A 12605-nucleotide genomic window follows, 5' to 3' on the forward strand; every position below is an offset into this window, starting at 1 on the left:
CCGGATCGCGTGGACGGTCAGCGTGGACTCGATGACCAGCCGCGCCCACCAACACGCCGCCGGCGCCCGCAGAGACGGCCACCTGCAGAAAGAGCCACCCGGCGGCGTGCACGAAGAGCCCGCCGATCACGCCCTCGGACGATCTCGCGGCGGTCTGACCACCAAGACGCATCTGGCCTGCGAGCAGGGGCAGAAGGTCCTATCGATGGTCGTGACCGCCGGGCACCGTGGTGACAGCCCGCAGTTCATCCCGGTCCTACGCCGTATCAAGGTGACCCGTCTCGGAGTAGGCCGGCCCCGCACCTGCCCCGACCTGGTCCTGGCGGACAAGGCGTACACCAGCCGCGGTAACCGCGCCTACCTGCGCAAGCGTGGAATCAAGGCATGCATCCCGAGCAAGACCGACCAGGACGCCCACCGCAAGGCCAAGGGCAGCCGCGGCGGACGCCCGCCGAAGTTCGACCGAGACCTCTACCGCGCACCAGCGCTGAATATGACATCGGGGGCACGGCGACCGCCTATATCCGCCGCTAGTCCGCTAGCGTCGGCACGGTCGGGCGAGTGGAGAGCATATGCGTGTGATTTGGGTGAACGGCGCGTTCGGCGCTGGCAAGACGACGCTGGCGCAGCGGCTGGTCGCCAATGATCCGCGACTGTTGCTGTTCGATGCCGAGTTGCCGGGCTTCATGCTGCGCGAGATCGTTGCCGTGCCGCCGAGCGGAGACTTTCAGGACCTGCGTGTATGGCGGCGCAGCGTGGTCGACACAGCGGTCGCGTTGCTGCAGGAGTACGGACGGCCGCTCGTGGTGCCGATGACCGTCGTGACGCGGTCCTACCTTGAGGAGATCTTCGACGGTCTGCGGGGCCGCGGCGTCAGTGTTGATCATTTCTTCGTTGATGTGCCCGGTGAGGTGCTGCGCAAGCGAATCATGGATCAGGTGGTCTGGCCGGATGATCAGGTTCGTGATGCGCAGGTGCGGTCCTGGCGCCTAGAACAGGTACAGCGGTGTTGCGCTGCTGTCGAATCGATGCCGACCGGCACGGTGGTGCTCGACGGACGACTGTCTGTCACGGAGTTGGCCGAGCGGGTGACGGCAGCGTTGGCATAGGCAAACCGGCCAGGTGGCTGCCGGTGGGGTGACGGCGGCCAGAAATCGAGCGCTGCGGGGTGATGTCCAGACTTGTCCACTCGCTGGCCGAGGTCTTCTCGCAGTGGTGAGTACTGGTGGACGCCCTCGAATGCGGATCCAGATCCGTAACCTGGTGCAGGCTTGGGGAGATGAAGGGGTGAGGGGTTCGCGCCCCGGTGCCAGGATTGTCGCCGAGGCGCGAGGAGGAGCCGGTATCCAGGGGGTGGATGCCGGTATCTTCTTTTCCCTCGTACCTCGGTTGCTCCTGTCACGCTGAGCCGCTAGCACGGCGTCAAAGCACTGCGTGTGTTGGTATTCGGTGGGTCCAGTGGCAGCGACGGCTTCGAGCCGGATCGCGTAGCCGTACGTCTTCTCTGATCTGCCTTCCGGTGCCATCCCTACCATGATTGGCTCGGAAGGAGTTGGCGGCAGACGCAGGCCCACGTATTCGACCCGCCGTGAGCTCAGTGCGGCGTGACCTTAGATCGGAGCGTTGTGACCGAGCCCGAGTCGCCGCTGGAGCAGGCTCGGGTTGCCTGTGTGATCGCGGGCCTCGATCCGTCTGGGCTGCAGCCGATGCGGCTGCACAGCAACGCGGTGTTCTCCCTGCCCGGACGGGTTGTCGTGCGGGTTGGTGCGGGCGCTGATGCTGTTGGCCGGGCCGGTCGGGCTGTGATGGTGACCCGGTGGCTGGCCGGGCAACATTTTCCGACAGTCGTGCCGGTCGGTGGGATCAGTCAGCCCGTCGTGGTGGCTGGTGGCTCGGCACAGGGCATCCCCGTGACGTTCTGGGAGATGGCCGACGTAGGTCCCGACCCGGCTTCGGTACCGGCGATTGGTTTGGGTCGACTGCTCGCGCGGCTGCATCAGCTGTGTCCGCCGTTCGTTTTGCCGAGGTTTCGGCCGCTCGAGCGCCTCGCCGCGGCCGTGCGGGAGAGCGGCTGGCTCGCGGCGCCGGATCGGCAGTGGATTGAGGAGCGGACGGCGGATTTGGAGGCTTGTCTGAACCGGACGGAGTTCCGGTTGGGGTGGGGCCTGGTGCATGGCGACGCACAGTTGAACAACGTCTTTCTGTCCCGGGCAGGTTCGTTGCTGGGAGATTGGGACAACGTGTCGACGGCGCCGCGGGAGTGGGATCTGGTGCCGGCTGCGGTGGAGCAGCGCTTCGGTGGGTCCCCGCGTTTGCTGACCGAGTTGCTGGCCGCGTACGGGGCGGACCCGACCTTAGATCCCGGTTGGGCGGTGCTGTGCGACATCTACGAGTTGCGGTCGGTCGCCGCGCACATCCGTCGTGCCCCAGTGTCGCCGCCGCACGCGCGCCAGGCGGCGCTGCGGATCGCGTCGCTGCGACGCGGTGATCGGGGTGTCCGATGGTCTGCGGTCGGCTGAGCGTCGTGGTTGCTGGTCAGCTCACGGCGGCGGTGAGGGTTTCGGTCAGGCGTTCGCGAAAGTCGCGCACGGGGGGTCGTGCCGTGTGGGGTGCGCAGTAGTGCAGCAGGGTACGCAGGCGGTCGACGACGCGGGTGGAGGTGGCCACTTCGGCGGCCATGTCGATGGCGCGGTGTCCGTCGGCGGCGGCCTGGTCCGGGTCGATGCTGGTGAACCGGGCTGCGGCGAGGGTGATCTGATCGAAGACCGCGGAGCGGGAGTATCCGTCGGGGCGGGCGGCGAGTGCGGCCAGTGCCTGGTTTTGGGCGTGCACGGCGAGGTCGGGTTGGTGGGCGGCGGCGTCCTGCCAGGCGAGGGCCGCGTTGCCGGCGAGTTCGGCGGGGCCGGTGTAGGCGGGCAGGTCGTCGTCGGGCTCAGCGCTGCCTTGCAGGTCTTCGGCGAGGGCGATGGCGTGGCGTAGTTCGGTCACCGACCCGGGTCCGAGTGCGCCGAGCATGCGCGCCTTGAGATTCCAGAGCATGGCCGCGGCGGCGGGGTGCTGGCCGCGGGGTAGCAGGGTGAGTGCGGCGTCGACGAGGCGGAGGCCGTCGTGGGGGTGGTTGAGGTCGCGTAGCTGGCGGGCCATGTCGGCGAGCAGATTGACCTGCAAAGGCGTCGATCGGGGGTCGGTGGACTCTCGGGCGGCGTGCAGACCGAGGACGAAGTACCGCTGTGCGGGGCCGGCCATGTGCACGTCGTGGCTCATCCAGCCGGTCATGCCGGCGAGTTCGGCGACGGCGGCGAGCATGCGGTTGCCGACGGCGTCGGTGTAGGAGGCGTCGCGCAGCAAGTCGACGGCGTGTTTGAGCTGCCCGACGGCGGCTTCGCGGCTCAGGCCACCGCCGATTGCGGCGTCTTGGGTGCCGAAGGCGGTGGTGGCGGCCTCGATGCCAGCGACGGTAGACATGGTGATCCGGCCGCCGGTAGTGGCGCGGTCGGGTAGCGGGCCGGTGGGTCCGGTCAGCCAGCGCAGCAGCGGATCGGTCAGTGCGGTGCCGGTGGTGAGGGCGATCGCGTCGGATAAGAGTGAGCGCCTGGTCAGCATGTCGCTCCCGATGTAGGCGGCTAGCTCATCAAGCGTACGAGCGGCGACGCTGGGAGTTTGATGTGGTGGTGCCGGTGCGAGGCCCAGGCGACGTTGCGGCCAGAGCACCGCGACCGGAATGTCGAGCCCCCACGCCCGGGAGAGCACGGCAGCCACGAGGTCGGGCTGCCGGCAGCTTCCTCCGGACAACCATCGTCTGACGGCGACGTGGTCGTAGAACAGTCGCAGCCCGTACTCGCTGGCGCCGAGGGCGTTGACGGCGGCAGCGAACTCGTCGAGCGATCCGAAGCCGCTTCCTTCGAGCAGCGCCGCCAAGACCGGGTTGGCGATACGTGACGGCATCCTCATGGTGAGCCTCTAACGCACATCGGTGTGGCCGGGCGTGTGATGCGTCCACAGAGTACCGACGGGTGGACCGGTCAGGGTGCGAACGCACCTTTCACGCACCTTGCCGTGCGCTGTCTACGGCCTGTTGAGGCCCTTGGGACCGGTGCAAGTCTCGGTCCTACGCAGCTACGGCCTCGGGTTCGCCCCGAGATCGCACCCGCGTTCGGTGCGAAGAACGCTGATCCGCGATGGCCGTGGCTGTGTGCCGAGGTGTAGTGCCGCCGCGGACAGGTATCGGTGTCCGGTCGTGCACGGCGGCTGGTCGCCTCCGATCGCAGTCCATTGTCGCGAGGAAGGGATCGTCATGTTCGTCGATGTGGTTGTCGTCGGTGCTGGCCCGGGTGGTTTAGCGTGCGCCCAGACGGTGGTGCGGCAGTCCCCGGGCCGGCGTGTACTGGTGCTGGAGGCCGGGCGGGGGATGCGGAATCGGCCGTGTCCGGTCGATCGAGGGCTGCGCTGTACGGGGTGTGCCGGGATCTGCAACGTGATCAGCGGGTTCGGCGGTTGTGTGCATTACGGCGACGGGGTGAAGTTGAGCCTGTTGCCGTCCGGGCGTCGCCTCGTCGATCACTTCGGTGAGGACCGCGCCGGTGAGCTGTGTGAGCGTGCGTTTCAGTTTCTGACCGCACCGCTGCCGGAGCGGCCGGCGTTGCATGGCACGAGCCTTGGTGCGCCGGTGATCGAGGCGTTCGCCCGTCATGGTCTCGCCATCCGGGAGTACCCGGTCGCGGTCTTGGGCGAGACACAGGTCCGAGACATGCTCACGGCGCTGTACGGCTTCGGCGACGACGCGCTGACGGTGTGGGAGAAGTCGGAGCTTGTTGCCGCTGCCCTCAACAAGGACCGTCTGACGGTGTCGGTAGCGACACCCAGCGGCCCTGTCACGGTCGAGACAGCGCATCTGGTGCTGGCCACGGGCCGGCACGGGGTGACCAGCACACAGAACCTTCTGACGGCGTTCGGGGTGCAGACGATCGCGCCGGACATGTCGCTCGGCGTGCGTCTCGAAACCAGGGCCGAGGTGTTGGCCGCGATCGGCGTCGAGCATCCCGATCTGAAGATTACCCAGCTGGAGCGGGTGGATCGTAAGACGAAGACGTTCTGTTTCTGTGGCGGCCCGAACGGTGGCCGGATCAAGTTCACCAACTATCAGCGCTCTTTCGGCCGCGAGGTCATCACCTTGGACGGGCACGAGACCACCGAACGCACGCCGGGGCAACGGCCGCTGGCGGCGAATTTCGGCCTGTTGTGCCAGCTCGCCCGACCCGGCACCAGCACTGAAGTTCGCGCGGAGATCCTGTCGGACTACGGGCGGCTCAGCGCAGGCCGGCCGGTCGCGCAGAGTCTGCGCGCGTTCATGGCCAGGGTGGCTGAGCCGCGCAGTTGGCCGGAGCTGGCGGCGGCGGTGACGTTTGAGCCGTCCGTCAAGGACTTGAACACGGCCCGGCTTGACACCCTGTTCACCGACGCCGAGCACGCCAGTCTCGTCGAAAGTCTTCGCCGGGTCATGGGCTCGATCCTGGACCACGCCGACGTCGACATTTCACTGGATGAGCTTGCTGACGACGTTGTTGTTGTCGGGCCGGAGGTCGAGTTCCTCTGGGACCGGGTCCCGGTCGACAAGGATTGCAAGGTGGCGAATTTGCCGATTAGCGTGGTCGGTGATGCCGCCGGAATCGCCCAGGGCATCGTGCAGGCCGCCATGATGGGCGTTGCCGCTGGCGATGCCATCGCGAACGGCAAGCTGGCATGACCGCCGCGATGGTCCGCCGTCCGGTCGCGGACCGGTTCGGGCCGCTGTATCCGGCGTCGGCGATGACATTGCCGGTCATCCCCAGCCTTCCGATGCCGAGACTCGCCGCGCCGCCAGCCGACGTGCGCAACCTCTGTGCGCACTACCGCGACCACTACGGTCGCGCCATCCTGCGCGAATGCCCCGCCGGAGATTCCGGGGACCGGATCGTGGTCATCGACAAGGCGTTCCCGCACAGCGTCTACGACATGATGCTGCTGGCCACCGTCGGCGACGACACAGTCATCGCGTCATCGGTCAGTGATGTCCCCGAGGCCGTGCTGACGACGTTGCTCGCGTTCTGCGGACAGTTCGTCCGCTATGTTCACGCCTCCTCTACCCGGCGCCGGTTCGGTCTTGACGGGGCACAGTTGATGATCGGCACGAACTATGACCCGTCCACGACCGACCGAGACAACGGCCAGTGGTGGGACAAGCGGATGCACTGGCACCTCAACTGCTGGCCCGCCACCGCCTACCGCGACGCCTCCATGGTGTCCTTGGGCGACGTGGACGACGTGAACCGGCGACGGGCGCTGGTCGATCCCATCGCGCACCTCGCCGCGCGGATCATGCGTGACGCGATCCGTACGCAGCCGCTGCCCATCGGCTGCCGGTTGGCGGGCGATGCGGATCTCGACTCAGATGATGGTCCCGTCGGATTCAAGATCGCTCTTCCGGGCTGGGACTTTCTGCCCGATGCCGCCTGCGCGCGGCTTCTTATCGATCTTCATGATGTGGCGGCGAGCGCCTACGCGCAGTTGCGCAGGTGCTTTACCGGTAGCGCGGCAGCGTCACCGCCGTGGACCCGGCCAGAGCTGCTGCCGCCCGATCGGGTCGCGGCGAACCTCGACGAGCTCACCTGGCTGTCCGAACCCGCCCGACAGGGCCTGCTCAGGCTGCGGTCGTTGCTACGGGACGTCACCCGCCGCGAAATGGATTTGATGCGGGCTGACATGCACCTCGCGAACCGGTGTTTGACCTTGGCCGGCCTGGACTATCACCTCGGATTCTGGTCCCCACCGCAACCCGGCAGCTCGCGCGGCCGTGCACCGGTGTATCTCGTGATGCAGTTCAAGCTGCTCAGCGCCATCGGCAGCAGCCCCGCGATCGGAGGCGGCGTCGCCTCGATCCTCGACCGCTTCCACGGCCCGATCATGTCGGCACAGCAGATCCGCCTACGCCGACAGTTCCAGGACCGCTTCCTCGCGCTCCTGGACTGCCGCACGACGAAGGTGCCAGCGTGACCGGCCGCAGGTCCAACGCGGCTGTGGGGACGAGCATCACCCCGGAGATCCTCGCCTTCTATACCCACGGCGCCGAGGAGGAACGGCTGAACGACCCACGCCGGCACATCGAGTACCTGCGCACCCTCGATCTACTGACCCGCCACCTCCCCGCAGCAGCAACCGTTGCCGACGTCGGCGGCGGACCTGGAGCGTACGCGCTTCGACTGGCCGCCGACGGCCACCGGGTACACCTCGTGGACCCCGTCCCCCTGCACCTCGAACAAGCCGAAGCCCGCTCAGCTGACGCCAAGTCGCCGCTGACGTCGATCCTGCGCGGGGACGCACGCCAACTACCGCTGGACTCCGGCAGCTGCGACGCCGTCCTGCTGCTCGGCCCGCTGTATCACCTCACCGACGCCGCCGACCGCGCCCGCGCCTGGGCCGAGGCCCACCGCGTGCTCGTCTCCAGTGGCGTGGTCGTCGCCGCGGCGACGTCGCGCTTCTACACCACCTGGGAATACCTCGCGAAAAACCTCTACGACGACCCGGCAGTGGAGGAGATCCTCGCCCGACATCTTCGCGACGGGCAACATCGCAACCCCACCGGTGATCGGCGACTGTTCACCACTGGCTACTTCCATACCCCGCACGAACTCGCCGTCGAAGCCACCGCCGCCGGCCTGCACCCGCACGCTGTGCTCGCGGTCGAAGGCGCCGCGAAACTGCTGCCCGACCTCGCCGAGCGCCTGCGCGACCCACACCGGCGAGACCTTCTCCTGCGGGCGATTCGCCGAATCGAGGCAGAACCCTCACTGCTCGGCATGTCCGAACACGTCCTGCTCATCGCCCACAAGCACGCACCCGACAGCACCGCCACCGCCACGCAGGAGACGCGATGACCGCCACCGTCCGGCTCGCCGGCTGCGACCTTCCCACAGCCCACGGACACTTTCAGCTGCACGTCTTCGGCCCCGAGAACGGGCCCGAGGAAGTCCTCGTCGCCGTCCACCGCCCCCGGACCGCCGACGGGCAGATCCCGCTGGTACGGATGCACAGCGCCTGCGCCACCGGTGACCTGCTCGGATCACTGAAATGCGACTGCGGCCCTCAACTGGCTACCTCCCTGCACGCGATCGGCACATCCGACTACGGGATCCTGCTCTACCTGCTGCGCCACGAAGGCCGCGGCATCGGCCTCGCCGCCAAGATCCGCGCCTACACCTTTATGGACCAGGGATACGACACCGTCGCCGCGAACGCCGCGGTCGATGCCCCCACCGATACCCGCGACTACCGACCAGGCGTCGATGCGCTGACCTGGCTCGGCGTCACCTCCGTCCACCTCGCGACCAACAACCCCCACAAGATCAGCGCCCTGCGAGCCGCCGGGATCGTCGTCGACCGCGTGCCACACTCCGGCTTCGTTAACCCTGCGAATCGGGACTATCTCCACCAGAAGGACACCCTGCTCGGGCACCTCAACAGCAGGGGAGCGACCGACGCTTCCTGACTGTCCCACTCGGCTGGGACAAGACCCACCACCCGGCCACGGATAGGTATCATTCCGGCGTGCAGCAGGCGCGCCCGGCCTTTCCCGCCGGACGGCCGCCACACTAAAGCTGCAAGCGCGCCGAAATCGCTGGGTCAGCGGCACCGCTGACGTCTCAACCCGATCACCACGCATCGGTCCCGCTATAGGGGAGAGGGAACACTCAATGAAGGTTTGTGTTGTCGGCACCGGATACGTCGGTCTCACCACCAGCGTCAGCCTGGCCTTCCTGGGCCACGACACCACCTGCATCGACCTCGACAAGCAGAAGATTGAGACCCTCCGCGCCGGCCACTGCCCGATCTACGAACCGCACCTGGAAGCGCTCCTTGAGCAGGCTGCCTCTCGTCTCACGTTCACCACCGACTACGCCTTAGGCGTTCCCGACGCCGACGTCGTGTTCATCGCCGTGCAAACTCCACAGAAGGACAACGGCAACCCCGACCTGCGATACCTGCGATCCGCAGCCGAGAGCGTCGCTGAACACCTGCGCGGCGACTTCACCGTCGTGGTCAACAAGAGCACCGTCCCCATCGGCTCCGGCAACTGGGTCGACGCAATTCTGCGCGAAGCCTACGAACGCCACCACGGAAACCGCCCCGACGGGCAATTCGCCGTCGCGTCGAACCCCGAGTTCCTCCGTGAGGGCACCGCGCTCGCCGACACCCTCTACCCGGACCGCATCGTCATCGGCTCCGACAACCAGAAGAGCCTGGACGTCCTCAACCAGCTCTACCGACCCATCCTCAACCAGTCCTTCACCCCGCCCACCGTGCTGCCCCGCCCAGCCGCCATGAGCGCCGTGCCTCTGGTCTCCACCGACCTGGCCTCCGCCGAGCTGATCAAATACGCTGCCAACGCCTTCCTCGCCCTCAAGATCAGCTACATCAACGAGATCGCCGCCATCGCCGGCAAGGTCGGCGCTGACGTCCGCGAAGTCGCCCGCGGCACCGGCCTCGACGCCCGCATCGGCCCCCGCTTCCTCAACCCCGGCATCGGCTGGGGCGGATCCTGCTTCGGCAAAGACACCGCCGCGCTCATCGCCACCGCCAACGAGTATCACCTCGCCATGCCGATCGTGACCGCCGCCCGCGATGTCAACCACCGCCAGCGCACCAAGGTCGTGGACCGGCTCCTCGACGAGCTTCACATCGTCAAAGGCCGCAAGATCGGCATCCTTGGCCTCGCGTTCAAGCCGGACACCGACGACCTGCGTGACTCACCGGCCATCGACATCGCGAACCTGCTCCTCGAACGCGGCGCCCGAATCACCCTGCACGACCCCGTCGCCGCCGACCGCTTCCGCCGCGAACAACCCACCCTCGCCGTGCACCTCGCCGACCGCGTCGAAGACGTCTTCGACGACGCCGACGCCATCGTGGTTGCCACCGAATGGATGCACTACCGCGACCTCGACTGGGCGAAGTTCGCCCCCACCATGCGCTCACCACTCGTCCTTGACGGACGACACTGCCTCAACGCCGACAGACTCATCGAAATTGGCTTCCGGTACCTGACCATGACCTCACCATCTGTCCCCCCGCGCTCGCGCGCCTAGGTTCTCCCTCGCGGCGTGGATGACATCGTCCGGGGCCGGCGCCGACCCAGTCGGGTAGCGGCCGACCGACTCTCCTGGTGTGGAAGCGGTCTGCCTCGCAATCGGACCTCGCCGCACTGGCTTACGAAGTGATCTGCGGTATCAACCCCGCCGGCCCGACCATCCCCGCCTATGCTGAAACGTTGGTGGTCGAGCCACGTAGGTTGAGACGGGTGCAGGCCATCCTCGCGACACTCGGCTACGTCCTTCATCCCGACGGCGAGCGGGTGTTGCTGATCCGGCGCGGCAAGCGACCCGACGACGTGCACTTCGGCTACCACAACGGGCTGGGTGGGAAGCTGGAGCCCGGCGAGGACGTGGTTGCCGGGATGCGCCGGGAGATCCGAGAGGAGAGTGGCCCGGAGTGCCACTTACCGCGTCTCGCCGGCACGATCTCCTGGCCCGGCTTCGGCCGTCGTGGCGAGAACTGGTTCGGATTTCTGTTCCGCATCCCCGAATGGTCGGGAAACCTACGGGCGGACCGGGTGTTCTAGCGGCAGCCTGACCCGCGGTATGTGGCGCACGGTAACGAGATAGACGTGGTCGGGATCGTGGTAGTCCACGTGGAACTCGCCGTTGCCGAGTCGCTCGACGCTGCTACCCGCGGACGGGGACCACTTCGGCTGTCGGAATAGCAGCGCATTGATCACGTCCTCGATGCCGGTCACTTCGTCACTCTAAGCGGAGGCCGCTGCGGGCTGTGGGAGATCAAGGGCCTCGTGGTGCGTTGCTGAACTCGCTCACCAGGACAAATTCAAGCGTCCTGGTGGACTGCAATCGGTCTTGTGAGGGGATCTCGGAACTGCGCGGGCTTATACCTCTGGGTGTGGTGAGTCGGGGTCCTTGTCGCGCGCGGCTTCCTCCAGGCGCATGAACTCGTCGATGACTCGGGCGAGGCTTTTGCGGGTTCTGGGAAGAAGTTTGTCGAAGGACCTGGCCATGACTCGTGCCTCGCGGCTTGTCAGTTCGACGTCGTCGTCGCCGAGGAGGTAGCCGGCCGGGACGCTGAAGAACTCGGCGAGGGCGACCAGCGTGGTGGCCTTGGGGTTGATCTTGGGTGAGCGCAGGAGAACGCGGATGCCTTCCGGGGTGATCGGGTATCCGCGTTGCTTGAGTTCCCGGGCGACTTCGGTCTCGGTGTAGGGCGGCCGGTCCTCGCCGCGGGCTTCGAAGAGTTCGCGAAGCCGACTTTGGATCAGCCGGGAGGTGGCGTCCTCGGCTTGCTCGGCAGGCGTGTCGCTCACGCAGCCCTCCCAACTCTGGTTGGTTTGCGAGCGAACCACAGTTGACGCGCTCGGTGTTCCGTGTTTAGCTCTCCGTACCGCTTCGGCAACTACGGTTCGGTGCTAATCGAACTGAAGTTGGTTGGAGCGTAGCGGATCGGGGTGGTGTGCGCCATGCGGCCACCCGGATGTGCGGGCGACGGCGTCGGAGGGGACGCGCCGTCGCTGTTGGGGCAGGTCAACTGGTCGACGCGTGGATCGCGCCAGCACCGACAGGCGGAGCCGCGATGACTCCGGTCGTGCGGGCCGACGCGCCTGAGTAGGCGCAGACGGTCGAGCAGGAGCTGCCTCACCAGCTCATCACCTCATCGGGCCCCCCGTGCCGGTGAGGTGATGGGCCGGGGGAGCCGGCGGGCGGGGAGAGGGGCCCTTCCCGCCGGTCCTCCACCCCACGACATGCCCACCGCTCACACGGTGTCTCGCTGCCACAGGCCCCGCTCGGCGCGGAACCAGGCAACGGTGGCCCTGATGTGGCGACTAGGAAAGAGGCAGCGGTGATCAGACAACGACAGGCCCGCACGGCCAACGATCCGCACCTGCTGGTCCGGCGACGCACTGCCGGGCGAGGTGTCACTAGGCGACGGACCAGTTCGACCACCGCGTTCGAGGCGCCGTTGACCGCTATCAGCGCCAGCCTCGCCCAGCTGCGCGTCGACATCGACGCTCTCGTCGACACCGCGCAACGCCGGCCCACCGCGTCACGCCGGGCAGCGCTGGTCGACGTCCATCACCAACTTCGCCTGCTCGGTCAGCGGGTCAACGCCGCACTCGGCGCCCCGCCCATGTCAGCGGATGATTCCTCCCCGCACGCCTGATCTACGGCGGTAGCGACAGGACCGCGATCAGGAGCACCGGCATGCCCTCCGGTGGCGGTCCGAGTCATTTGCGGCAACTCACCGCAACGCAGGGCGATCACTAGAAGCTTCGCGTCGCAGCGGGCTCGTAGGACCGCGTCCTGGAGCGCTGCCACGGGCGGTGACACCGCCGACAGACGCCGATCACGCGCGCCCTGACGTAGGGCCAGAGACCGCACACCAGCGACGGTCGACAACATACGGATGAACGGGGTTCACCATGCCCAGTCAACGTTTCCCGCAGTCACGCGGGAGCTCACCGCAGCCCACACCCGCCAAGCGCAGTCGCGAAAGACGGCGACGCGATCGGC

General features: G+C 67.4%; 12 protein-coding genes and 1 pseudogene. 10 read left to right on the top strand and 3 right to left on the bottom strand.

All coding sequences use genetic code 11. The annotated features are described in order from the left end of the window. The 3 genes and pseudogenes from AB0C25_RS35210 to AB0C25_RS35220 form a co-directional block, all read left to right on the top strand. Nucleotides 1–478, top strand: a pseudogene (locus AB0C25_RS35210) (transposase); the annotation flags it as partial. 100 nt (nt 479–578) lie between these two features. After that, nucleotides 579–1109 carry an AAA family ATPase gene (locus AB0C25_RS35215; RefSeq protein ID WP_357379324.1) on the top strand — a complete coding sequence of 177 codons (531 nt, stop codon included), beginning with the start codon at nt 579–581 and terminating at the stop codon, nt 1107–1109. A 516-nt stretch (nt 1110–1625) separates the two neighbouring features. Next, nucleotides 1626–2519, top strand: coding sequence for an aminoglycoside phosphotransferase family protein (locus AB0C25_RS35220; RefSeq protein ID WP_357379326.1), 894 nt, complete (start codon nt 1626–1628; stop codon nt 2517–2519). A gap of 16 nt (nt 2520–2535) precedes the next feature. On the opposite strand, the gene AB0C25_RS35225 is transcribed toward AB0C25_RS35220, so the two are convergent. Beyond that, on the bottom strand, nt 2536–3951 hold the full coding sequence (locus tag AB0C25_RS35225; protein ID WP_357379328.1) for a hypothetical protein: 1416 nt from the start codon (nt 3949–3951) through the stop codon (nt 2536–2538). Nucleotides 3952–4294: 343 nt separating this feature from the next. Here AB0C25_RS35225 and AB0C25_RS35230 point away from each other — a divergent pair, with 343 nt between their 5' ends. The 6 genes from AB0C25_RS35230 to AB0C25_RS35255 all read left to right on the top strand — a co-directional run bounded on the left by AB0C25_RS35230 (nt 4295) and on the right by AB0C25_RS35255 (nt 10651). Continuing rightward, the gene (locus AB0C25_RS35230; protein WP_203149453.1) at nt 4295–5743 is read left to right on the top strand and encodes an NAD(P)-binding protein; all 1449 of its coding nucleotides are present in this window, start codon (nt 4295–4297) and stop codon (nt 5741–5743) included. Continuing rightward, nucleotides 5740–7029: a hypothetical protein gene (locus tag AB0C25_RS35235; RefSeq protein ID WP_357310871.1), complete on the top strand. Its 1290-nt coding sequence runs from the start codon at nt 5740–5742 to the stop codon at nt 7027–7029. The genes AB0C25_RS35230 and AB0C25_RS35235 overlap by 4 nt, the downstream gene beginning before the upstream one ends. Further along, the gene (locus tag AB0C25_RS35240; RefSeq protein ID WP_357310869.1) at nt 7026–7910 is read left to right on the top strand and encodes a methyltransferase domain-containing protein; all 885 of its coding nucleotides are present in this window, start codon (nt 7026–7028) and stop codon (nt 7908–7910) included. Before AB0C25_RS35235 ends, AB0C25_RS35240 begins: the two co-directional genes overlap by 4 nt. Beyond that, nucleotides 7907–8521 (top strand): GTP cyclohydrolase II, encoded by a 615-nt coding sequence (locus AB0C25_RS35245; protein WP_357310867.1) that lies wholly within the window; start codon nt 7907–7909, stop codon nt 8519–8521. Before AB0C25_RS35240 ends, AB0C25_RS35245 begins: the two co-directional genes overlap by 4 nt. A 205-nt stretch (nt 8522–8726) precedes the next feature. Beyond that, the gene (locus AB0C25_RS35250; protein ID WP_357310865.1) at nt 8727–10118 is read left to right on the top strand and encodes a UDP-glucose/GDP-mannose dehydrogenase family protein; all 1392 of its coding nucleotides are present in this window, start codon (nt 8727–8729) and stop codon (nt 10116–10118) included. A 212-nt stretch (nt 10119–10330) separates the two neighbouring features. Then, nucleotides 10331–10651, top strand: a complete 321-nt coding sequence (locus tag AB0C25_RS35255) for an NUDIX domain-containing protein (protein WP_357310863.1) — start codon at nt 10331–10333, stop codon at nt 10649–10651. Here AB0C25_RS35255 and AB0C25_RS35260 read toward each other — a convergent pair. Together AB0C25_RS35260 and AB0C25_RS35265 are read right to left on the bottom strand one after the other, a co-directional pair. After that, a complete protein-coding gene (locus AB0C25_RS35260; RefSeq protein WP_357310861.1) occupies nt 10628–10825 on the bottom strand; it encodes a hypothetical protein in 198 nt (65 codons plus the stop codon). The two genes, AB0C25_RS35255 and AB0C25_RS35260, sit on opposite strands and share 24 nt — an antisense overlap. Before the next feature lie 144 nt (nt 10826–10969). Then, nucleotides 10970–11401, bottom strand: a complete 432-nt coding sequence (locus AB0C25_RS35265) for a hypothetical protein (RefSeq protein ID WP_203149461.1) — start codon at nt 11399–11401, stop codon at nt 10970–10972. Between the two features lie 533 nt (nt 11402–11934). Here AB0C25_RS35265 and AB0C25_RS35270 point away from each other — a divergent pair. Then, nucleotides 11935–12255, top strand: a complete 321-nt coding sequence (locus tag AB0C25_RS35270) for a hypothetical protein (RefSeq protein ID WP_357310859.1) — start codon at nt 11935–11937, stop codon at nt 12253–12255. Nucleotides 12256–12605 lie beyond the last annotated feature (350 nt).

The organism is Micromonospora sp. NPDC048839 (assembly GCF_040649915.1).
Lineage (GTDB): Bacteria > Actinomycetota > Actinomycetes > Mycobacteriales > Micromonosporaceae > Micromonospora.

What these genes read in the sequence shown, in the direction of transcription:
- AB0C25_RS35230 (WP_203149453.1), top strand. Translation starts at nt 4,295, where the DNA reads ATGTTCGTCGATGTGGTTGTCGTCGGTGCTGGCCCGGGTGGTTTAGCG.
- AB0C25_RS35235 (WP_357310871.1), top strand. Translation starts at nt 5,740, where the DNA reads ATGACCGCCGCGATGGTCCGCCGTCCGGTCGCGGACCGGTTCGGGCCG.
- AB0C25_RS35250 (WP_357310865.1), top strand. Translation starts at nt 8,727, where the DNA reads ATGAAGGTTTGTGTTGTCGGCACCGGATACGTCGGTCTCACCACCAGC.
- AB0C25_RS35225 (WP_357379328.1), bottom strand. Translation starts at nt 3,951, where the DNA reads ATGAGGATGCCGTCACGTATCGCCAACCCGGTCTTGGCGGCGCTGCTC.
- AB0C25_RS35245 (WP_357310867.1), top strand. Translation starts at nt 7,907, where the DNA reads ATGACCGCCACCGTCCGGCTCGCCGGCTGCGACCTTCCCACAGCCCAC.